This is a genomic window from Burkholderia pyrrocinia (assembly GCF_022809715.1).
Taxonomy (GTDB): Bacteria; Pseudomonadota; Gammaproteobacteria; order Burkholderiales; family Burkholderiaceae; genus Burkholderia; species Burkholderia pyrrocinia_C.
Genome location: NZ_CP094460.1, coordinates 597,093 through 617,766, shown reverse-complemented (window position 1 = coordinate 617,766; position 20,674 = coordinate 597,093). Strand labels below are relative to the sequence as shown.

Below are 20,674 nucleotides of genomic sequence, written 5' to 3'. Positions count from 1 at the left end.
GCGCGAGTCCCCACCGCAACGGCATGCGCCAGAACGAATGCAAATCGTTAATTTTCGGTGGCTTGCTGGCGACGAATGCGCTGGCGTTGTCCGGCCTTTGATCGCTCGTACGCGTTAGCGCGTCGCCGCCGAGTGTTCGCCCACCATCGCAATCGCCTTCGCCCGCCGCTCGCCCAGCCCCTCCGCAAACCGGTACGCAACAAGCGACCCGGCCACCGCAAGCAGCATCGGCACGAGGCTGTCGTGATTCGCGCGTGTGAATTCGAGCAGCAGCACGACCGCCGTGATCGGCATCTGCATCGACGCGGCGAGAAAAGCAGTCGCGCCGATCAGCGCACACCCGCCGATCGATGCGCCCGGCCAGACGAGACTCCACAGCCCGCCGAGCACGACGCCGAGCAGTGCGCCGTTCGCGAGGCCCGGCGTCAGCAGGCCGCCCTCCGCGCCCGCGCGCAGGCTGCCCGCCTCGATCAGCACCTTCAGCACGAGCAGCGTCGCCGCGAGGCCGATCGTCAGCGTGCCGTCGAAGCCGAGCGACGCCGGCCCCTTGCCGTTGCCGAGCAGTTGCGGAAACCGCATCGCGAGCATGCCGATCACCGCGAAGTTGACCAGCGCGAGCACCGGCAGCCGCCAGTCTTTCGGCGCGTTCGCCCGCGCGCGGGTCGTGAGCCGCACGAAGCCGTACGCGGCGAAGCCGAACAGCGGCCCGCAGCCGATCGACCAGGCGACGAGCGGCGTGCTCAGCGCGAACGCGGGAACCGTGTACTGGTGTTCGTTGCCGAGGCCGAGCCACGCGACGGCCGCCGCGATCGCCGACGTCACGACCGCGACGATCAGCGCACGCAGTTCGAACGTGCCGAGCAGCACTTCGAGCACGAAGATCGCGCCGCCGAGCGGCACGTTGTAGACAGCCGCGAGGCCGGCGCCGGCACCGCACGCAACCATCAGCCGGCAGTCGTCTGGCGTGAGCCCAGCGCGATGCGCGAGCTGCCCGGCAAGCAGCGAACCGATCTCGCGCGGCGCGACTTCGCGGCCGAGCGGCGAACCGAGCGCGACGGTGACGATCTGCAGCAGCGCGTGGATCGTCGTGCTGACGAACGGCATCCGCGGATCGGCCGCACGCACCGCGCGGCGAATGCTGACGAGCGGCCGGCCGTACCGGTAAAGCGCCCACCAGCCGCCGCCGGCGACGATTCCGCAGACGATCAGCACCGCGAGCCGGCGCAACGGATCGGCATCGGTCACGCCGGTGAGGAAGCTCTCGGTGCCGATCACGTGCGCGATGCTGTAACCGTACGCAATGTGCTGGATCGCATGCAGCAGCAACGCGAGCAGCATGCCGCCGAGGCCCGCGCCGACGCCGGTCAGGATCGTGACGACGGCCACGCGCGCGAACGGGCCGGCGGACGGGGAAGCGGATGCGGGAGCGGACGGGAGATCGAGGCGCATGAGGTCGGCGAACAGGGATCGAAAGGACGGCGCGCAACACGCGTGCCGTCGTCAGGACCGCATCGTAGGCTCGCGCCTCTCATGTGACAAACGTATTTTTCGAATCGACTCATGTATTTCATGAATACATGAGCATGGACGGCTTGTCGCCACATTCCGCATCAACCCGGTCGATCCGGATAAGTGATGTGCTCCGGTTCACGCCGCATCTATAGAAAAAGCACGCACCGCGCATCAAGACCAGCCTTCGAACGTCAGGCCCGTCTCGGCAGCCGCCTGCTCGGGCGTCACGTCGCGCACGTGCTGGCCGAACGTCCACACGTGCTGCTCCGGATCGCGCGCGCGATAGGTACGGTCTCCATAGAACTGGTCGGCCGGTTCCTGCAGGATTTCCGCGCCGGCCTGCCGCGCGTGTTCGCAATGCGCATCGAGGCCGTCGGCAAGCTGCACGTGCACGCTTTGCGTGTTCCTGCCGCCGATCTCTTGCGGGATCGCAACGAAATCGGCCCAGTGTCCGCCGATCATCACGACGCCGCCGCGATGCGTGAGCTCCGCATGCGTGACCTCGCCTTCAGGCGTACGGACGACGATGCCGCGTGCGAAGCCGAACGCGCGCTCCAGCCATTCGAGCGCGGCGCCCGGATCGCGGTAGTACACGGCGGCGCTGATCGGCGGATGGCGGTCGGGCTGGGGCATCGTGTGTCTCCGGTCGTGGGCACGAGAGGCTCATTCTCCGCGCGTCGGCCGAACCGATCAACCGCCGCGCCGCGCCCCGCGCATGTTGCAACGGCGCGACAGACGGCACGCCTCAAACGGATGCTGCCCGCGCGCGATAACGCAAAAACGACCGGCCTCGGGTGCGCGCGGCGCGTCGTGTCAGTTTTGTGAAGGACTCTTGCAGGATTCGGAAAGGTGCGCTCGCGGCCCAGGCGGCCTAGCGCGCGCCGTGCATTCCTATACTTGCGCCGAACTTTCGTTTCCAGTCCCACACGCAGGAGCCTCACCATGAAAAAAACCCTCATCGCCGGCGCTTGCGCGGCCTCGCTGTTCGCCCCGCTCGCCCACGCGCAAAGCTCGGTCACGCTGTACGGCCTGATCGACGCCGGCATCGCGTATACCAACAACGCAGGCGGCGCATCGCTGTGGCGCCTGACGACCGGCACGATCAACGGCAGCCGCTTCGGCCTGCGCGGCACCGAGGATCTCGGCGGCGGCGTGAAGGCGCTGTTCGTGCTGGAGAACGGCTTCAACGCGAACAACGGCGCACTCGGCCAGGACGGCAAGCTGTTCGGCCGCCACGCGTATGTCGGCCTGAGCGGTAACGGCTACGGCACGCTGACGCTCGGCCGCCAGTACGACACGATGGTCGACTTCGTCGCGCCGCTGTCCGCGACGGCCGGCGACTTCGGCGATGCGGGCTTCGCGCATCCGTTCGACAACGACAACCTGAACCACTCGCTGCGTATCAACAACGCGGTCAAGTACACGAGCGATACGGTCGCGGGCTTCAAGGTCGGCGCAATGTACGCGTTCTCCAACTCGACGAACTTCAGCGCGAACCGCGCGTACAGCGTCGCGGCGAGCTACACGAACGGCCCGTTGAAGCTGGCCGGCGCGTACCTGCAGATGAACGGCACGAAGGGCTCGACGAGCGCGAGCCCCGGCGCGACCGATTCGGCCGAGGCGAAGAGCGTGAACCAGGGCGGCTGGTCGATCGGCTCGGACCGCATGCGCTCGTACGGCGGCGGCGTCAGCTACGTGTTCGGCCCGGCGACCGTCGGCTTCGTCTATACGCGCTCGCAGTACGACAACACGGGCTCGTTCGGCTCCACCGGCCAGGTCGCGTTCAACAACTACGACGTGAACGTGCGTTATGCAGTGACGCCGGCCGTCAGCCTCGGCGCGGCTTACGTGTACACGGACGCCAGCGTGTCGAACCCGGACAGCAAGCACGGTACCGATCCGAAGTGGCACCAGGTCGACCTGCAGGCCGTGTACAAGCTGTCGCGCCGCACCGACCTGTATGCGGAAGCGATGTACCAGCATGCGTCGGGACGCGGCTACCAGGCGTTCATCAACGGTTCGGGCGGCGCGTCGAGCACGCCGAACCAGATCGTCGGCGCGATCGGCATGCGCACGCGGTTCTGACCGATGTGACGCCACGTCGCCCGCCGGCAACGAACCCGCGTTCGCACGCGGGTTCGGTCGCTGCGAGCGACGCGCGTCAATGTTGTTCCATCTGGAAGGCAGCCTGCCTGGAATCGGGGTTTTTGCGCGCACAAGCGCTGCGTAGACTCGTATCGAAGGTCGGGGCGCGCATCGCGCATCGAACCGAACGTCTACCCGTCACCCAGGAGAACCTTGTGAAATCGCTTGTCGTTACCGCCGCCGCTGCCGTCCTGCTTGCCGCACCGGCCCTGTCGTTCGCCCAGTCGGCGAAGTCGCCCGTCACGCGCGCGCAGGTGCTGCAGGAACTGGTCGACCTCGAGTCGGTCGGCTACAACCCGGCGCGCGGTGAAGCCGGCAACTATCCGGAAGACATCATGGCGGCGCAGGAACGACTGCAGGCGAAGCGTCTCGCGGAGCGGAAGGCTGCGCAGGCCGCATACGGCCCGGCCGGCGAGCCGGCAACCGAATCGGGCACGGCGGCGAAGCCCGCGCTGTGACGATGTGATGAAGCGCCCCGCCCGCATGAATCGTGTGCTGCGGGCGGCGCGCATGTTGCGTCTGCACGAAGAAGCGTGTCGTGCAATCACCGACCCACGCAACGTATCGACGTCCCGCTGCGCATCCGGCGCTCAGGCGGCCTGCGGTTCGCGGTCGATCGCGTTCAGCATCTCGACGTCGCGCGCGATCATCCCCGGCACCTGCGCGCGCAGCATCTCGACCCAGGTCCGCACCTTCGCGTCGACGAAGCGGCGCGACGGATACAGCGCATACACGTTCATCTTCTGCAGGATATGCGCGGGCAGCACGCGCACGAGCGTGCCGTCGCGCAGTGCGTCGATTGCCGAGTACAGCGGCAGCATGCCGATCCCGATGCCGTCGCGGATCGCGAGTGCGAGCGATTCGGCCGTATTGGTCTGCACCGGCCCGGCGACGTGGATCTGCTCGACGCCTTCTGGCCCTTCGAGCACCCATTCGTGCGTCGGGAACGCGGGCGTACACAGCGTCAGGCACGCGTGCGCGGCGAGATCCTGCGGACGGGCCGGCGCGCCGTGCCGTTTCACATAGTCGGGAGACGCGCACAGGATGCTGAACGTCGAGCCGAGCAGGTGCGATACCAGTTCCGAATCGGGCAGCGACGACGCGGTCACGACGGCCATGTCGCTCGTGCCGTCGAACAGGTCGGGCATGCGCTGCGACAGCGACAGTTCGATCGACACGCCCGGGAACTGCGCGTGATAGCGCGTCAGTGTGGGCAATACATAGTGATGGCCGACACTCGCGAAGCTGTGCATGCGCAGCACGCCGGCCGGCCGTTCGTGCGCGCAGCTCGCCTCTTCTTCCGCGCGGTCGACGTCGGCGAGGATCTGGCGGCAGCGCCGTAGATAGCTTTCGCCGGCCGACGTCAGCGCGAGGCGGCGCGTCGAGCGATTCATCAGACGGGTGCGCAGGCGCGCCTCGAGCTCCGACACCGCGCGCGACATCGCGCCCGTCGTCGAATTCAGCGATTGTGCGGCGGCCGTGAAGCTGCCGGTCTCGACGACGCGCGAAAACACCCGCATGTTTTGTAGGGTATCCATTCCTGTGAGCAACCTGTAGCGGAGCCGCTATTTTCCTCCACTGGATGCGACAGATTGTTACTCCGGCTGCAACTATCGTTTCCCGGCAGCTGCGTTAATGCGCGGGCGCCGCACTCCTACAATCGGCGCCTCACCAGTCGAACGGACCCGTTCGGATGCGCCGCGGCACCGTGCCCGGCCCTGCACGGGCCACCTCTTTTCATGAAGCCACAACCTGCGATCGAGCGAACTTCCATCGAACCGGCACGATGGAGAGCATGGCTTGATCCGCTCGGCGACGCGGCCCGCGACTGGGCCGTCAGCGACGGCTTGATCTGGCTGCACCTCGCGAAGACCGTGTTCGCGGCGCTCCTTGCGATGGGCATCGCGATGCGTCTCGAGATGTCGCAGCCGCGCACGGCGATGACGACCGTGTTCGTGCTGATGCAGCCGCTGTCGGGGATGGTGTTCGCGAAGAGTTTCTACCGCGTGCTCGGCACGGCGGCCGGCCTCGTCGGCGCGCTCGCGCTCGGCGGGCTGTTCGCGCAGCAGCCCGAGCTGTACATGGCCGGCATCACGCTGTGGATCGGCGGCTGCATCGCGCTGGCGGTGCGCAACCGCCACTTCCGCTGGTACGGCTTCGTGCTCGCCGGCTACACGGCCGCGCTGATCGGCCTGCCGGCCGTAATGACGCCGCAGACGCTGTTCCAGTCCGCGCTCACGCGCGCCGCGGAAGTTGCGCTCGGCATCGCATGCTCGGGCGCGGTCAGCGCGTTGATCCTGCCGCTCAGTTCCGCGAAAGCGCTGATGCGTTCGCTGAACACACGCCACACGACGTTCGCGGCGTTCACGGCCGGCGCACTCGCGGGCGGCGTCGCACGCGGCGATTTCGAACGGCGCTTCGCCGATTTCGTCGACGACATCGTCGGCTTCGAAGCGAACCGTGCATTCGCGTCGTTCGAGGATCCGCACATTCGCGCGCGCAGCCGCCGGCTCGCACGGCTGAACAGCGAGTTCATGAACGCATGCACGCGGCTGCATGCGCTGCACCAGCTCGTCAAGCGCCTGCGCGCGAACGGTTCGGACGCGGTGCTCGACGCACTGGCGCCGCACGTCGACGCGCTCGCGCAGCGGTTCGCCGCATTGCGCGACGAGCGGCAGCACGGCATCGCACCGGCCACCGGCGCGATGCTCGAACTGCGCCGCTTCCACGGCGCGTTGCCGAAGGCCGCGCGCGCGTCGCGGCGGACCATCGAGGAACACGCGGCCGGCGGCCTGCTCGATTTCGATACCGCGATCGAGCTGCTGTACCGCTTCATCGGCGAGTATCTCGGCTACGCCGATACCTACGCATCGCTCGACCAGGACGATCACGCATTCGAGCGCTCGGTCACGCATTACGCGGTGAAGACCAATTCGTTCTTCGTCGGCTTCGCGTTCCTGCGCACGGTCATCGCCGTCGGTGCGATGAGCGCGTTCTGGATCGCGTCGGAATGGCCGAGCGGCTCGCTCGCGGTGATCGCCACCGCGATTGCATGCGCGCTCAGCTCGACGTCGCCGCGCGCACCGAAGTTCGTCGCGCAGATGGGCGTCGGCGCGGCGTTCGCGACTGCCGTCGGCTACCTGTTCCTGTGCTACGTGTATCCGAACATCGACGGCTTCCCGCTGCTGTGCGCGACGCTCGCGCCGGTGCTCGGCCTCGGCGCGTTTCTCGCGATGCGGCCGGGGCTGTCCGGCTACGGGATCGGCTTCGCGGTGTTCTTCTGCCTGCTTGCGGGACCCGACAACGCGATCGCGTATACGCCCGAGGTGCTGATCAACAACGGGCTGGCCGTCGTCGTCGCGATGCTCGCGTGCTCGCTCGTGTTCGCGGTCGTGTTCCCCACCCACATGCCGTGGCTCACGGGCCGCATCGCGCACGATCTGCGCCGCCAGGTCACGCTTGCGTGCGAAGGCGCGCCGGACGGCCTCGCGCAGCGCTTCCAGTCGAGCACGCACGACCTGATGGCGCAGTTGCGCACGCTGCTCGTGCGACGCACGCGGCAGCATCGCGACGCGTTGCGCTGGATGCTGTCGACGCTCGAGGTCGGACATGCGGTGATCGACCTGCGCGACGAACTGCACGCGTTCTGCGAAGCGAAACCGCCGCAGATGCTGCGCTGGACCAGTTCGATCGACGCGGTGCTGCACGAGCTGCCGCGCTTCTTCGACGATCCGACGCCCGGCCACCATGCGCGCACGCTGAAATCGGTGAATCTCGCGATCCGCGCCGCTCAGCACACGCTGCAGGCGTGGTACGCCGTGCCCGACGAGCGACGCCGCATGCAGCGGATCGTCGGCTGCCTGCACTTCATGCGCAGCGCGCTGCTGGACAAGGACGCGCCGTTCAACCGGCATCGCCATTGAACATCGATGCGCGTGCAACGGGATCCTTGTTCCGAATGGAAATAAGCTCTACAGGCGCGGTGATTAATCTTTAAGCAGTGCGAGCCTATAGTTTCCTCACTGCCAGCGAGACTGGCACTCACCCAGGAGAAACAAAATGAAGCCGCTGCACCTCGCCCTCGTTGCCCTGTCGCTCGCCGCTGCTGTCGCCCACGCACAGCCGGCGCCGGCCGACGCCGCACCGCAACAGGCGAACCGCACCGAAGCCGTCAAGGCCGCAGGCCGCGTCGATCGTTCGCAGTCGAAGCAGGAAGACCCGAACGCCTGTGTCGGCCCCGTCAGCTTCTGCAACATCTACTTCGGCAGCTGAGCATGACGCCGCGTCGTCACGGCCAGGCCCGCATCGCCCGCATCGAATCCGCGGGCGGGCGGCGTACCGGCCGATCGCCGCACCGCCCCGATCCACGCCGCTTCGATTGAAGCGGCGCATGCCGTTTCAGGCGCCGCGCCCCGGCCGCCACCCCACTTCGCGCAACGCATCCAGCAAGCGCGCCTGCCCGAGCCCTTCGACCCGCGCACCGCGCGATTCGACGTCGCCGCCCGCGACGAGCGCATTCACGATCGCTTCCTCCACCGCCTCGGCCGCCGCGACGAACAGCGCGGAAATATGGTCGTTGTTGACCATCTTCACGCCGGTGGTCGGCGCACCCTTGCTGCCGTAGTTCGCCGCCGGCAGCCCGTCGTTGCCCGTTGCGAACGCAAGGAAGATGTCGCCGCTCGAATCCTCGGTGCCGCCGCCGACGCGTGCAAGCCCGACGCTCGCGCGCTGCGCGACGCGCGTGCATTGATGCGGCAGCAGCGGCGCGTCGGTCGCGATCGTCACGACGATCGAGCCCATGCCGGCCTCGCCTGTCGCGTCGGGCGCGCGAAACGGCGAATGCACGTGGCGCAGCACTTCGCCGACCGGATAACCGGCCACGCGCAGCATCTCGCGCACGCCGTAGTTCGCCTGAACGAGCGCGCCGACGGTCCAGCCGCCCGCATCGGCCGCAAGCACGCGCGACGCGGTGCCGATGCCGCCCTTGAACTCGTGGCAGATCATGCCCGTGCCGCCGCCCACGCCGCCTTCGGCAACCGGCCCCGACTGTGCGGCGGCCAGCGCGCGCTGCACGTGCGCGGCGCTCACGTGCTGCCCCCAGATGTCGTTCAGCAGCCCGTCGTAGGTTTCCATCACGACCGGCATGCACCAGTACACGCGGCCGGCCGCCGCTTCCCGCTCGTTCGCGACGAGCGCGTCGCGCACCGCGCCGACGCTGTGCGTGTTCGTATAGGCGATCGGCGTCGTCAGCAGGCCGGCCTCGCGGATCCATTCGAGCCCCGTTGCGTCGCCGTTGCCGTTCAGCACGTGCAGGCCGGCGAAACACGGCGAATCGTGCGCGGCGCCCGCGCGCGGCTCGATGACGGTGACGCCGGTGCGGATCGATGCGTCGCCGTTCTCGACGTTCAGCGTGCAATGTCCGACCCGCACGCCCGGAACGTCCGTGATCGCGTTGAAGCGGCCCGGCGTGCCGAGTCCGATGCGGATGCCGAGATCCCTCGTGCGCATGATGCAATTCCTCCAGTCTTTCAATGGTTCGGTGTGTCGGTGCTGCAACGTGACGATCCGGCGTTCAGAGCGCGCGGAATGCTTCGCTGTGGCGCGCCCAGACGACATACATCGCGAGTGCGGCAATCAGCAGCCCCGCGATGATGATCAGGTCGGTCGGCTTCGTCGCCGTCGCCAGAGTCGTGTAGAGCGTGTACGCGGCCCCCGCCACCGCGACGAGCGGCGTCACGGGCCACAGCGGCATCCGGTAGTGATGTTCGACGTCGCGGCGCACGAACCGGCTCGCGAGCGCGGCCAGCCCGACGACCAGGTAGATCAGCAGCAGCAGGTCGACCGTGAACGCGGTCAGCTCGTCGAGGCTCGATACGAACACGAGCCCCGCCGACGGCACCGCGAGCGCGAGCGTCGCGAGCCACGGCGATTCCAGGCGCGGATGGATCGTCGAGAATGCACGGTTGCAGGTACGCGACCAGAGCGCGTGCCGGCCGCTGCTGTACAGCAGCCGGCCCATCGTGATCACGATCGCGATGATCGCGTTGAACACCGACAGGAAGATCCCGGCGCTGACCACGCGCGACACGGCCGGGTTGCTCAGCGAACGCACGACATAACCGATCGGGTCGGCGCTTTTGGTGAGTTCCGTCAGCGACGGCGCGCCGAGCACGATCGCGGTGAGCGGAACCAGTTCGACGACGAGGATCACGAGCAGCGAATAGATCACGGCCTTCGCGACGTTGCGGTTGCCGCCGCGCAAGTCTTCCGCGAGGTATGCAGCGGAGCCGAAGCCGTTGTAGCAGAAGATTGCCGTGCCAATCGCGGGCACGATGGCGGCGAGCGTCGCCGGCACGAGCGCGTTGCCGCTCGCGACGACCGGCGCGATCAGCACGTCGGCGCCGCGATGCAGCGAGCCGAAACCGAGCCCCGCGATCAGCATCAGCACGCCGATCTCGACGACGAGGAACGCACCGGTGATCCACGCATTCGTCTTGATGTTGAGCATGCCGAGCAGGTAGCTGAGCAGCACGATCGTCAGTGCGACCGACTGGTTGCCGAAGTGCATGCCGAGCGCGTTGTTCAGATACGGCGCGGCGCCGCTCGCGAGCACGGCTGGAATGAACACGCTGACGGACAGCACCGTGATGAAGGTCAGATAGCCGGGCAGCGTGCCGAACACGCGCTTGGCCATCACGTATTCGCCTCCCGCGCTGCGATGCGCGGCGCTGAGCTCCGCATAACAGAGCGCGAATGCGAGCGCGAGCACGCCGCCGAGCAGGAATGACAGCACCGCGCCGCTGCCGGCCTGCTGGATCGCGAACGGCGCGATCACGAAGATCGAGCTCGCCGGCGTCACGCCCGACACGGTGATCATCACCGCGTCGCGCACGCTGAGCGTCTGCGACAGCGCGCGCGGCGCGTCTTCCGTTGCGGGCGCCGCTTGCAGCGTGCCCGTCGATTCCGACATCATCGCCATTTCGTTCTCCTGTGCTCCTATGCTGCACTTTTTTGAACGCCCATACTCGGGCCCGATTGATTGCGTGGCAGTCTAGGAAGCCAATTTCAGGACCGCTATTCCCCCTTCGTGTTACGCCCTTCCGGTGGTGGTATGGATCGTCTCTTCTCCGAAATCGCGATGCACCAGGCGCTTGGCCGCGCAATCGATCATCTCGGCCAGCCGCGCTTCTGGCGGTTCCTGGTGCTGCTGCTCAATGAGATGGCGCCGTTCGACAACGCGCTCGCGACCGCGATCGGCCGCGACGGCGTGCCGCTCGTGCTCGACGAATACGACACCGGCGGCACCGACACCGCGTCGCCGGTGCCGCTTTACCTGAATGGGTTATATCTGCTCGACCCGTTCCTGCAGGCCGCGCACGACGGGCTCGCCGACGGCTGCTACCGGCTCGAGGAAGTCGCGCCCGACCTGTTCCGGCAAAGCGAGTATTTCCTGAGCTACTTCCGCGATGCGGTCGGCGACGACGAAATCCAGATCCTCGTGCGGCCGAACGCCGACACGCTGCTGTCGCTGTCGCTCGGTGCAGCCGCGCGCTTCGACGTCGAGCCGCTCGGCAAGCTGACGGCCGCGATGCCGTGGGTGCTCGCGACGATCCGGCAGCACTGGCGGCTGGTCGGCGACGCCGCGCGCTCGACGCCCGACGCCGATCTCGGCGCGCGCGTCGAGCAGGCGCTTGCGCGCTTCGGCGCGGGCGTGCTGACCGATCGCGAGATGTCGATCGCGAGGATGGTGCTGCGCGGCAATTCGTCGAAGGCGATTGCCGAGCGGCTGGCGATTTCGCCGGAAACGGTGAAGGTGCATCGGCGGCATCTGTACGCGAAACTCGGGATCTCGTCGCAGCCCGAGCTGTTTTCGCGGTTCATTCAGGCGCTGGGAGAAGATGCGGCGGGATGAACGCATCGCGCAGCACGGATGGCAACGGGTGCGGAATCGTGCACTATCCGTGAATCGCCGCAGCCGTGGTCGTCCGTTCAAGCCGACACGGATGCGCCGCCGACAACACGACTGCCCGGAAACAGGAACCCGAACCATGCCGCCCGCCCGGTTTTCGGGCAGGGGCACGGTCATGCGCAGCGTCCTGCTACTTCCACTTCGCGCCGAGTTGCGCGAGCCCGGCGTTCCGGAGATCGTCCGGCAGCATCACCACGCGGAACTCGCAGTCTGCATTCAACATCAGGAACCACGGCTCCGCGAGCGCCGGGATCTGCGACGGGTCATCCAGATTGACGATCACGACCGCCCCGCGCCCGCCGCTCTGCTCAGTGAAATACACGGCCTCCGGCCTGACCGCTTCGAGTATTCGCGAGATCACGTCGCCGACGCTGCCGTCGCGCACCAGCGTGTTGAACGGCTCGTGAGGGATTCGTATGTTGAGAAGCATGCGCATGACCATCCTCCTTGGGCTCCGCCCGGCCTGGGCCCTTCAAGCATAGGTGCTACGCGACGCCGCGCCAGTGGCGCCGCAAGCAGTTGCCGGCACGCATTCACATTCCGACGATTCGATGACACCGCGTCGCGCAAACGGCAATCGCGCGCGCGATGCAGGCCGGGTCGAATCGACCGCTTATGCCCCCATCATGCGGAGACCGTATCGGCCGTCAGCCCCGTCGGTTCGATCGCCAGATGCAGCGCCCGCTCCGGCCGCAGCGTCACGTTCAACACCGCACGCGGCGGCGTCATGCCGGGCGGCACCGACAACACATGACGCTGCAGGATCATTGCGGCCACCACCGTCATCTCCGCCATCGCCAGATGCTGCCCGAGGCATACGCGCGGGCCGGTGCCGAACGGCATGTACGCGCCGCGCGGCAGCGCGGGCGCATCGTCGGCGAAGCGCTCGGGCCGGAACGCATGCGGCTCCGGAAACCATCGTTCGTCGAGATGCATGAGCTGCAGCGGCAGCATGAACAGCGTGCGCGCGGGAAACTGCCACGCACCCAGTGCGATCGGCCGCGATGCGCGACGGCTGATCAGGATCGGCGCGGACGGATACAGGCGCAGCGTTTCTTCGAGCGTCTGCGTCAGGTAGCGCAACGACGAGCGCGTCTCGGCGGACGGCGCGCGACCGCCCAGCACGCGGGAAACCTCGTCGCGCGCGGCGGCTTGCACGGCCGGATTCGTGGCCATGCACCATGCCCACCAGGTCAGCGCCCCGGCCGTCGTCTCGTGGCCGGCCAGGAACGCCGTCACGCACTCGTCGTGCACGGCCTGCAGCGGCCATTTGGGCCACGCTGGCGCTGGAAGAAGGATTCGCCGACCAGGCGCACCTGAGCCGCGAGGTCAAGCGCATCACGGGATTCTCGCCGAGCGAATTCACGCAACGCTTCATCGGCGACGAATCGTTCTGGATGTATCGGCTCTGGGTGTGACGCGGCGGCGGCCGATCCCGCCTGGTCATCCGTTTCGCGATGAACGGCCCTCTCGCGTCCGCCACTCCGCTCAACCGCGCGGTTCGACGAAGCCGCCATCGGGTGCAGTGTGCGGCACGTTCCAGCCGAAGTACACCTCGGCCTCGACGATCCGGCCGTCGCGGATAAGCAACCGCTCCGCGTTCCTGAATCGCCGACCGTCGCTCGTTTCGGCCTCATACACGACGAACACATGCTCGCCATGAACGGCAACGTCGACGAAATCGAAGTGCGCCAGCGTCACGCTGTTCGGCCAGCAGCGCCGGAAATACGTGTCGCGGTCGAGCCGGTTGTCGAGCGGGCTCGTGAAATGGAAATCCGGCGCGATCAGCGCTTCGATCGCGTCGCGGTTCTTGTCGGCATACGCGCGGTAGCTCGCGCGCGCAACGTCGTCCGGGTTCTGAAGCATCGTCGTGACCTCCTCGAAGAATCGGCGTGAGCCTCGCTCGCACCGGTGCAGATGTTTCGGCGAAATGCGCCCGTTGCCATCCACGCGAACCCGCATCGGCCGGCAGCCCGCGCTTTCCATCGTAAGCCGGCAATGCCGCGGTTGCCCGATTCGGCGGGCACGGGCATGATGTCCGCGAACTCGCCGGCCGCTTTTTTCCGCTGGTTCTCGCCGACCTCGCCGCACCTGTGCAGCGTGTCACGCGAACGCTGCCGCCGTCACGCGAGCAATCCGCATGCCGGCCCCGTCGCCAACGTCACTTCGTCCATGTCACTACGCGCATTCAGAACGCTGGTCGCCATCGCCCGATACCGGACCTTCGCACGCGCCGGCGAAGCCATCGGGCTCACGCAGTCGGCGGTGAGCCTGCAGATCAAGGCACTGGAAAGCGAATACAACGTGCAGTTGTTCGATCGTTCGCGCCGGCAGCCGGTGCTCACCGAAGCCGTCAACATCCTGCTCGCGCAGGCCGAGCAGGTGCTCGCGATGGTCGACCGGATTCCCGATGCGCTCAGCGACGAGAAGAAGCTCGTCGGCCGCCTGCGGATCGGCGCGATCCAGACCGCGCTGTCCGGCCCGCTGCCCGACGCGCTGCTCGCGCTGCGCAACTCACATCCGTCACTGCGCGTGCACGTATCGGCCGGCATGTCGGCCGAGCTGGCGAATCGCGTCGCGGCCGGCGAACTCGATGCGGCGATCACGACACGCCCCGTGCGCCCGCATCCGGCGGAACTGACGTGGACCACGCTGTACGAGGATCGCTTCTGGCTGCTCGCGCCGCCGGACCATGCGGAACGCGACGCGGGCACGCTGCTCGAAGCGCTGCCGTTCATCCGCTTCGACGCGCAGGCCTGGGCCGGCCGCATGATCGCCGCCGAGCTGCGCCGCCTCGGCGTGCGCGTGCGTGAAGAGATGGTGCTGGACAGCGCGGAAACGATCGCACGGATGGTGGCGCGCGGGCTCGGCGCCGCGATCGTCGCGCTCCCCGATGCAACGCTCGCGCGCCTGCCTCCCGTCACGCGCTTGCCGTTCGGCCAGCCGCAGATGGGGCGCGCGGTCGTGCTGCTCGAACACCAGTCGCGTCCGGCCGAGCGTTTCGCGCGTGCGCTGGCCGCCGAAGTCACCGCGTCATCGATGAGGATTTCTCATTGAACACCCGATAATTAACAATTATTCCTGTTGCTTGCGCGTGTTAACTTGGCGGCATCGTCACTCTTTCGATTGCGAGTCGCCATGTTGCCCGCCGGATGGATTCCCGCGTCGTTCCGCCGCTCCGCCTGCCAACCGGTCCGCACGGCCGGCGTGAAGGCGCGCCGATGATCGGCCCGGTCCTGCTCGCGCTGGCGCCGGTCGCGCTGCTGGTCGCGTTCGGCCACGGCCTCCGGCGCACGGGTTTCATCGCCGAAGCGTTCTGGCCGCAGGCCGAGCGGCTTTGCTACTACGTGCTGCTGCCCGCGCTGTTCGCGGACGGCCTCGCGAACGCGCGGCTGCAAGCGCTGCCTGTTTTGCCGCTCGCGGCAGCGCTGGTCGGATCGACCGCCGTCGCCGCGGCGCTCCTTCTGCTGGTCCGTCGGTTCGTCCGGGTCGACGGCGCCGGCTTCACGTCCGTGTTCCAGGGCGCGGTGCGCTTCAACAACTATGTCGGCACCGCGCTCGCCGCCGGGCTGTTCGGCGCAAAAGGCATCGCGCTCGCGGCCGTCTGCGTCGCGGCGATCGTCCCGACCGTCAACCTGATGTGCGTGCTGGTCTTCGCGCGGTATGGCGACACGCGGCTCGGTGCGGGCGCACTCGTGCGGCAAATCCTGTCGAATCCGCTCGTCGTCGCGTGTGCGCTCGGGATCGCGATGCAGGCCGGCGGTCTCGCATTTCCCGCTGCCGTCGAGCCGGCCGTGCGCGCGCTCGGCGCCGCGTCGATGCCGCTCGGCCTGCTGTGCGTGGGCGCGGCGCTGAAATTCGATGCGGCCCGTGCGTGGCTGCAGCCGGTGTGCATCGCGTCGGCGTTCAAGTTCATGGCGATGCCGCTGATCACGCTCGCGGCCGGCCGCCTGTTCGGGCTCGGCGATGCGGCGCTGACCGTCGCGCTGCTGTTCCAGGCGCTGCCGACGTCGTCGGCGTCGTACATCATGGCGCGCCAGCTCGGCGGCGACGCGCCGCTGATGGCCGGTATCACCGCGTTCCAGACGGTCGCCGCGGCGCTCGCGATGCCGGTCGTGCTGACGGCGCTCGCGTCGGCACCGGTATTTCGCTGACAGCGCGGCACCCGGCCCCATCCCCGCTGAATCAACCGGCAGGCCAGTTGTCGCACGGTTCGACATCGTCGGCCGCGCGCGGTCGTGCACGCATTGCCTCGCCCCCTTCGAGATGCCACGACACATGAACGCTCCTGCCCCGCCCGCCGGCATCGTCGCCACCCGGCCGAATGCGGCCATCTACGTGAAGCTCACGCTCGTCGCGCTGTTCTGGGGCGGCACGTTCATCGCGGGCCGGATCCTGGCCGCGTCGATGTCCGCGACTTCCGCGGCCACCGGCCGCTTCGCGATCGCCGCGTTGCTGCTGGTCGCGCTGACGTGGAAATTCGAAGGCGGTCTGCCGACGCTGAGCGGCCGCCAGATTGTGACGACCTTCGCGCTCGGCGCGACCGGCATCTTCCTGTACAACGTGTGCTTTTTTGCGGCGCTCGCACGGATGCCGGCCGGCCGCACCGCGCTGTTCGTCGCGCTGAATCCGGTCGCGACCGCCGTGCTGTTGTCGGTCGTCGTGCGGGAACGCCTGTCGCTGTCGCGCTGGGCCGGCATCGCCGTCGCGCTGTTCGGCGCGCTGATCGTGATCAGCCGCGGCGAACTGCTGAGCGTGCTGACCGATCTCGGCAATACGTTCGGCGCTGGCGAACGTTACATGCTGTGCGCGGTGCTGAGCTGGGCCGCCTACACGGTGATCGGCCGGCGCGCGCTCGATGGGCTGTCGCCGCTCGCGGCGACGACGTACGCGACGCTGTGGGGCCTCGCGCTGCTGGTCGTCGCGCATCTGTTCGGACCGGGCGCGAGCGGCGGCACGCCGCTGACGTGGCAGGCCGTCGTGTCGATGATCTATCTCGGCGCGATCGGCACCGTGGTCGCGTTCGTCTGGTATTCGCAAGGCATCCGCGAACTCGGGCCGGCCCGCGCGGCCGTGTTCACCAACCTGGTGCCGGTGTTCGGCGTGCTGCTGTCGGTCGCGCTGCTCGGCGAACCGCTGTCGCCATCGATGCTGGCCGGCGGCGCGCTCGTGATCGCGGGCGTTGCGCTGACCAATCACACACGGCGCTGACGCATCGGCACACGCCATGCAGGCTCGGGGACGGATCCCGAATACCGGATTGCGACGGCACGCGCAGCGCCGTTGCGCGACGCCTACGCGCCGCCAATACGCGCCCCGACTTTCTCGCAGCCCCGCCAAAAACCGCCTATCGTGAATGAAGCGCCCCGTTCGCTGCCATCCGGCCCTGAGTCGCTCGCACCGGCGGCAACGGCACCGCGCTCCGGCACCATTCATCGCGATCGTCGCGCCCGCTCGCCCGCTCGCCCGTGCGCACGATCGCGGCCGCCCACCGGATTACAGGAGGCATTCATGAAAGCCGCGCTGCTCGTCAGCTCCGCCCTGCTCGCCATCGCGTCCGCCACGGCCTCGGCCCAAGGCTCGATCACGAAAGTCGAAAACGGCGCGCTCGTCGCCGCGAACGGGATGACCGTCTATACCTTCGACAAGGACAAGCCCAACGCCGGCACCAGCGCATGCACGGGCCAGTGCGAAACCTTCTGGCCGCCGTACAAGGCCAGCGCGACCGACGTTCCGGTCGGGCCCTACACGATCGTCAAACGCGACGACGGCAGCCCGCAATGGGCGTACAAGGGCAAGCCGCTGTACTTCTTCTCGAAGGACATGAAACAGGGCGACCGCAACGGCGACAACTTCAAGGACATGTGGCACGTGGTCGCGCCGTAAGCGTTGTTGCGCCGTTGTCCGCGCAATCGGCGCGGACGTAAAAAAGCCCGCCCGGATCGTGGTCAATCGGGGGCGGGCCTTCGTATCTTTCACGCGGCCACATCGCATCGCCAGCCGACAGGCCGGCGACGCATGCAGCCGAAATGCGCGTCAGCGGTTCGACGGGAAGCTGAACACCGTCCCTTCGCGCACACCGGCCGACGGCCAGCGTTGCGTGATCGTCTTGCGCTTCGTGTAGAACCGCACGGCGTCCGGGCCATAAGCGTGCAGGTCGCCGAACAGCGAACGCTTCCAGCCGCCGAACGAGTGGTACGCGACGGGCACCGGCAGCGGCACGTTGATGCCGACCATGCCGATCTGGATGTTGTCGCTGAAGTAGCGCGCGGCCTCGCCGTCGCGCGTGAACAGGCACGTGCCGTTGCCGTATTCGTGCGCGTCGATCAGCGCCATCGCCTCGTCGAGCGACTTCAGGCGGATCACGCCGAGCACCGGCCCGAAGATCTCGTGCTGGTAGATCGGCATGCCGGGCTTCACGTTGTCGAACAGGCACGGGCCGAGGTAGTAGCCGCCGTCGTGGCCGTCGACCTTCACGCCGCGGCCGTCGACGACCAGCGTCGCGCCGGCTGCCACGCCCGCTTCGACGAAGCCCGTCACCTTGTCGAAATGCTGCTGCGTGACGAGCGGGCCCATGTCGATGCCCGCGCCGTTGCCCGGGCCGACCTTCATCTTGTCGATTTCCGCCTTCAGGCCCGCGACGACCTGGTCACCCGTGTCGTCGCCGATCGCGACGACCAGCGGGATCGCCATGCAGCGCTCGCCGCACGAGCCGTACGCGGCGCCCATCAGTGCGTTCACCGCGTTGCCGATGTCCGCGTCGGGCATCACGACCGCGAAGTTCTTCGCGCCGCCGAGCGCCTGCACGCGCTTGCCGTGCGCACAGCCGGTCGAGTAGATGTATTCGGCGATCGGCGTCGAGCCGACGAAGCTCACCGCCTTCACACGCGGATCGGTCAGGATCGTGTCGACCGCTTCCTTGTCGCCGTTCACGACGTTCAGCACGCCCGGCGGCAGGCCGGCCTCGAGCGCGAGCTCGGCCATGCGCAGCGTCGACGACGGCGTGCGCTCGGACGGCTTCAGCACGAACGTGTTGCCGCATGCGACGGCCATCGGCCACATCCACAGCGGCACCATCACCGGGAAGTTGAACGGCGTGATGCCGGCCGCCACGCCGAGCGCCTGGAACTCGCTCCACGAATCGATCGCGGAGCCGACGTTCTTGCTGTGCTCGCCCTTCAGCAGCTCGGGCACGTAGCTCGCGTATTCGACGTTCTCGATCCCGCGCTGCAGTTCGCCCATCGCATCGGCGAGCACCTTGCCGTGCTCGGCCGTGATCAGCGCGCACAGCTCGTCGGCGTGCTCCTCGAGCAGCGTCTTGAAGCGGCTCATCACGCGGGCGCGCTTCAGCGGCGGCGTGTTGCGCCACGCCGGGAACGCGGCCTGCGCGGACGCGATCGCGGCTTCGACGGTCAGCTTGTCGGCGAGCCCGACGCTCTTGTGCGATTCGCCGGTGGCCGGGTCGAACACCGGCTGGACGCGGCTGCCGCCGTCGACGCGCTTGCCGTCGATCAGGTGGCCGACGGTGGAAGTCACATTGCTGTCGTGTTTCATCGTTCAGGCTCTTTCGTGAATTCGGTTGTCGCTTGGGGTGGGCCGCGGCTCAGTCCACTTCGTTCAGCGCGTCGGACAGCGCATTGACCAGGTTGTCGATCTCGCGCTTTTCCGAGATGAACGGCGGCGCGAGCTGGATCGTGTCGCCGCCGTAGCGCACGTAGAAGCCCTTCGCCCAGCAGCGCATCGCGATCTCGTACGGGCGCCGCGCCGGTTCGCCCGGCAGCGCCGCGATCGTCAGGCCGGCCGCGAGGCCGTAGTTGCGGATGTCCGCGATGTGGCGCTGGCCCTTCAGCCCGTGCACGGCCGCCTCGAAATGCGGCGCGAGATCGCGCACGCGGGCTACCGCGTCTTCCTTCACGAGCAGATCCAGCGCCGCGACGCCGGCCGCGCATGCGACCGGATGCGCCGAATACGTGTAGCCGTGCGGGAATTCGAGCATGTACTCGGGGCCGCCTGCCGCCATGAACGTGTCGTAGATTTCCTTCGTCGCGATCACGCCGCCGAGCGGCTGCACGCCGTTCGTCACCTGCTTCGCGAAGTTCAGGATGTCCGGCGTCACGCCGAACGCGTCGGCGCCCGTCATCGCGCCGGCACGGCCGAAGCCCGTGATGACCTCGTCGAAGATCAGCAGAATGTCGTGCGCGGTACAGATGTCGCGCAGCCGCTTCAGATAGCCCTTCGGCGGCACGACCACGCCCGCCGAACCGGAGAACGGCTCGACGATCACGGCCGCGATGTTCGATGCGTCGTGCAGTGCGATCAGATCGAGCAGGCGGTCGGCCAGCTCCGCGCCGTGTTCGGGCATCCCGCGCGAGAACTTGTTCTCGGCGAGTTGCGTGTGCGGCAGGAAATCGGCGTCGAGGCCCTGGCCGAACAGCTTGCGGTTCGGCCCGATCCCGCCGACCGAGATACCGCCGAAGTTCACGCCGTGGTAGCCCTTCTCGCGGCCGATCAGGCGCGTCTTCGTGCCCTTGCCCTTCGCGCGCCAGTATGCGCGGGCCAGCTTCAGCGACGTGTCGGCCGCTTCCGAGCCCGAACCCGTGAAGAACACGTAGTCGAGGCCGGCCGGCGTCAGGTCCTTGATCTTGTTGGCGAGCTCGAACGACTTCGGATGGCCGAACTGGAACGCCGGCGCGTAGTCGAGCTGCGCGACCTGGCGGCTCACGGCTTCGACGATTTCCGTGCGGCCGTGACCGAGGCCCGTGCACCAGAGGCCCGACAGGCCGTCGAAGATCTTGCGGCCTTCGGCGTCCGTGTAATACGCGCCCTGGCCCGACACGATCATGCGCGGATCGGCCTTGAACTGGCGGTTGGCGGTGAACGGCATCCAGTGCGCGTCGAGCCAGGCGGCGTCGGTGCGGATAGTCGGGTCGTCCTGCTGCGCGGCGGTGGTGATGTCGGTCATGTCGGTCGGCGCGGCGCGCCCCTCCTTCTTGTGATGATGTTGCGCATTGTCGGGAGGCCAATTAGTCTCTTCAATATCGCAATATC

18 protein-coding genes and 2 pseudogenes are annotated in these 20,674 nt (G+C 67.9%); 10 read left to right on the top strand and 10 right to left on the bottom strand.

The genetic code is table 11. From position 1 onward, the window contains the following. Positions 1-114: 114 nt before the first annotated feature. Together MRS60_RS19580 and MRS60_RS19575 are read right to left on the bottom strand one after the other, a co-directional pair. A complete protein-coding gene (locus MRS60_RS19580) occupies positions 115-1,449 on the bottom strand; it encodes a chloride channel protein (RefSeq protein ID WP_243566459.1) in 1,335 nt (444 codons plus the stop codon). Between the two features lie 234 nt (positions 1,450-1,683). Then, positions 1,684-2,145, bottom strand: a complete 462-nt coding sequence (locus MRS60_RS19575; RefSeq protein ID WP_243566458.1) for a VOC family protein — start codon at positions 2,143-2,145, stop codon at positions 1,684-1,686. A 309-nt stretch (positions 2,146-2,454) separates the two neighbouring features. Between MRS60_RS19575 and MRS60_RS19570 the strand changes: the two genes are divergently transcribed. Both MRS60_RS19570 and MRS60_RS19565 read left to right on the top strand, forming a co-directional pair. After that, a complete protein-coding gene (locus MRS60_RS19570; protein ID WP_243566457.1) occupies positions 2,455-3,597 on the top strand; it encodes a porin in 1,143 nt (380 codons plus the stop codon). Positions 3,598-3,812: 215 nt separating this feature from the next. After that, positions 3,813-4,115, top strand: coding sequence for a DUF4148 domain-containing protein (locus MRS60_RS19565; protein ID WP_034179597.1), 303 nt, complete (start codon positions 3,813-3,815; stop codon positions 4,113-4,115). A 132-nt stretch (positions 4,116-4,247) separates the two neighbouring features. Here MRS60_RS19565 and MRS60_RS19560 read toward each other — a convergent pair whose 3' ends face one another. Beyond that, positions 4,248-5,195, bottom strand: coding sequence for a LysR family transcriptional regulator (locus tag MRS60_RS19560; protein ID WP_034179598.1), 948 nt, complete (start codon positions 5,193-5,195; stop codon positions 4,248-4,250). A 201-nt stretch (positions 5,196-5,396) separates the two neighbouring features. Between MRS60_RS19560 and MRS60_RS19555 the strand changes: the two genes are divergently transcribed. Then, positions 5,397-7,580 (top strand): FUSC family protein, encoded by a 2,184-nt coding sequence (locus tag MRS60_RS19555; protein WP_243566456.1) that lies wholly within the window; start codon positions 5,397-5,399, stop codon positions 7,578-7,580. 136 nt (positions 7,581-7,716) lie between these two features. Further along, a complete protein-coding gene (locus MRS60_RS19550; RefSeq protein WP_152857228.1) occupies positions 7,717-7,929 on the top strand; it encodes a hypothetical protein in 213 nt (70 codons plus the stop codon). A 126-nt stretch (positions 7,930-8,055) separates the two neighbouring features. Here MRS60_RS19550 and MRS60_RS19545 read toward each other — a convergent pair whose 3' ends face one another. Further along, positions 8,056-9,165 carry a P1 family peptidase gene (locus MRS60_RS19545; protein WP_243566455.1) on the bottom strand — a complete coding sequence of 370 codons (1,110 nt, stop codon included), beginning with the start codon at positions 9,163-9,165 and terminating at the stop codon, positions 8,056-8,058. Between the two features lie 64 nt (positions 9,166-9,229). Then, the gene (locus tag MRS60_RS19540; protein ID WP_243566454.1) at positions 9,230-10,636 is read right to left on the bottom strand and encodes an APC family permease; all 1,407 of its coding nucleotides are present in this window, start codon (positions 10,634-10,636) and stop codon (positions 9,230-9,232) included. A gap of 132 nt (positions 10,637-10,768) precedes the next feature. Here MRS60_RS19540 and MRS60_RS19535 point away from each other — a divergent pair, with 132 nt between their 5' ends. Beyond that, positions 10,769-11,569 (top strand): helix-turn-helix transcriptional regulator, encoded by an 801-nt coding sequence (locus MRS60_RS19535; RefSeq protein WP_034179603.1) that lies wholly within the window; start codon positions 10,769-10,771, stop codon positions 11,567-11,569. 187 nt (positions 11,570-11,756) lie between these two features. Here the strand turns inward: MRS60_RS19535 and MRS60_RS19530 are convergent, their stop codons facing one another. Both MRS60_RS19530 and MRS60_RS19525 read right to left on the bottom strand, forming a co-directional pair. Beyond that, positions 11,757-12,062, bottom strand: a complete 306-nt coding sequence (locus tag MRS60_RS19530) for a panthothenate synthetase (RefSeq protein WP_034180078.1) — start codon at positions 12,060-12,062, stop codon at positions 11,757-11,759. Positions 12,063-12,250: 188 nt separating this feature from the next. Next, positions 12,251-12,928, bottom strand: a pseudogene (locus MRS60_RS19525) (cytochrome P450); the annotation flags it as partial. Here MRS60_RS19525 and MRS60_RS19520 point away from each other — a divergent pair. Then, positions 12,889-13,044: pseudogene (locus MRS60_RS19520) on the top strand (AraC family transcriptional regulator); the annotation flags it as partial. The pseudogenes MRS60_RS19525 and MRS60_RS19520 overlap by 40 nt on opposite strands. Before the next feature lie 70 nt (positions 13,045-13,114). Here the strand turns inward: MRS60_RS19520 and MRS60_RS19515 are convergent. Further along, positions 13,115-13,492, bottom strand: a complete 378-nt coding sequence (locus MRS60_RS19515) for a nuclear transport factor 2 family protein (RefSeq protein ID WP_243566453.1) — start codon at positions 13,490-13,492, stop codon at positions 13,115-13,117. A 306-nt stretch (positions 13,493-13,798) separates the two neighbouring features. Here MRS60_RS19515 and MRS60_RS19510 point away from each other — a divergent pair, with 306 nt between their 5' ends. The 4 genes from MRS60_RS19510 to MRS60_RS19495 all read left to right on the top strand — a co-directional run bounded on the left by MRS60_RS19510 (position 13,799) and on the right by MRS60_RS19495 (position 17,512). Then, positions 13,799-14,683, top strand: coding sequence for a LysR family transcriptional regulator (locus MRS60_RS19510; RefSeq protein ID WP_243566856.1), 885 nt, complete (start codon positions 13,799-13,801; stop codon positions 14,681-14,683). A gap of 164 nt (positions 14,684-14,847) precedes the next feature. Further along, the gene (locus tag MRS60_RS19505; RefSeq protein WP_034180081.1) at positions 14,848-15,780 is read left to right on the top strand and encodes an AEC family transporter; all 933 of its coding nucleotides are present in this window, start codon (positions 14,848-14,850) and stop codon (positions 15,778-15,780) included. A gap of 124 nt (positions 15,781-15,904) precedes the next feature. After that, on the top strand, positions 15,905-16,837 hold the full coding sequence (locus tag MRS60_RS19500) for a DMT family transporter (protein ID WP_243566452.1): 933 nt from the start codon (positions 15,905-15,907) through the stop codon (positions 16,835-16,837). Between the two features lie 300 nt (positions 16,838-17,137). After that, on the top strand, positions 17,138-17,512 hold the full coding sequence (locus tag MRS60_RS19495) for a COG4315 family predicted lipoprotein (RefSeq protein ID WP_034179605.1): 375 nt from the start codon (positions 17,138-17,140) through the stop codon (positions 17,510-17,512). Positions 17,513-17,662: 150 nt separating this feature from the next. On the opposite strand, the gene MRS60_RS19490 is transcribed toward MRS60_RS19495, so the two are convergent. Together MRS60_RS19490 and MRS60_RS19485 are read right to left on the bottom strand one after the other, a co-directional pair. Next, a complete protein-coding gene (locus MRS60_RS19490; RefSeq protein ID WP_243566451.1) occupies positions 17,663-19,180 on the bottom strand; it encodes a CoA-acylating methylmalonate-semialdehyde dehydrogenase in 1,518 nt (505 codons plus the stop codon). 49 nt (positions 19,181-19,229) lie between these two features. Continuing rightward, positions 19,230-20,588 (bottom strand): aspartate aminotransferase family protein, encoded by a 1,359-nt coding sequence (locus MRS60_RS19485; protein WP_152857215.1) that lies wholly within the window; start codon positions 20,586-20,588, stop codon positions 19,230-19,232. Positions 20,589-20,674: the final 86 nt, after the last annotated feature.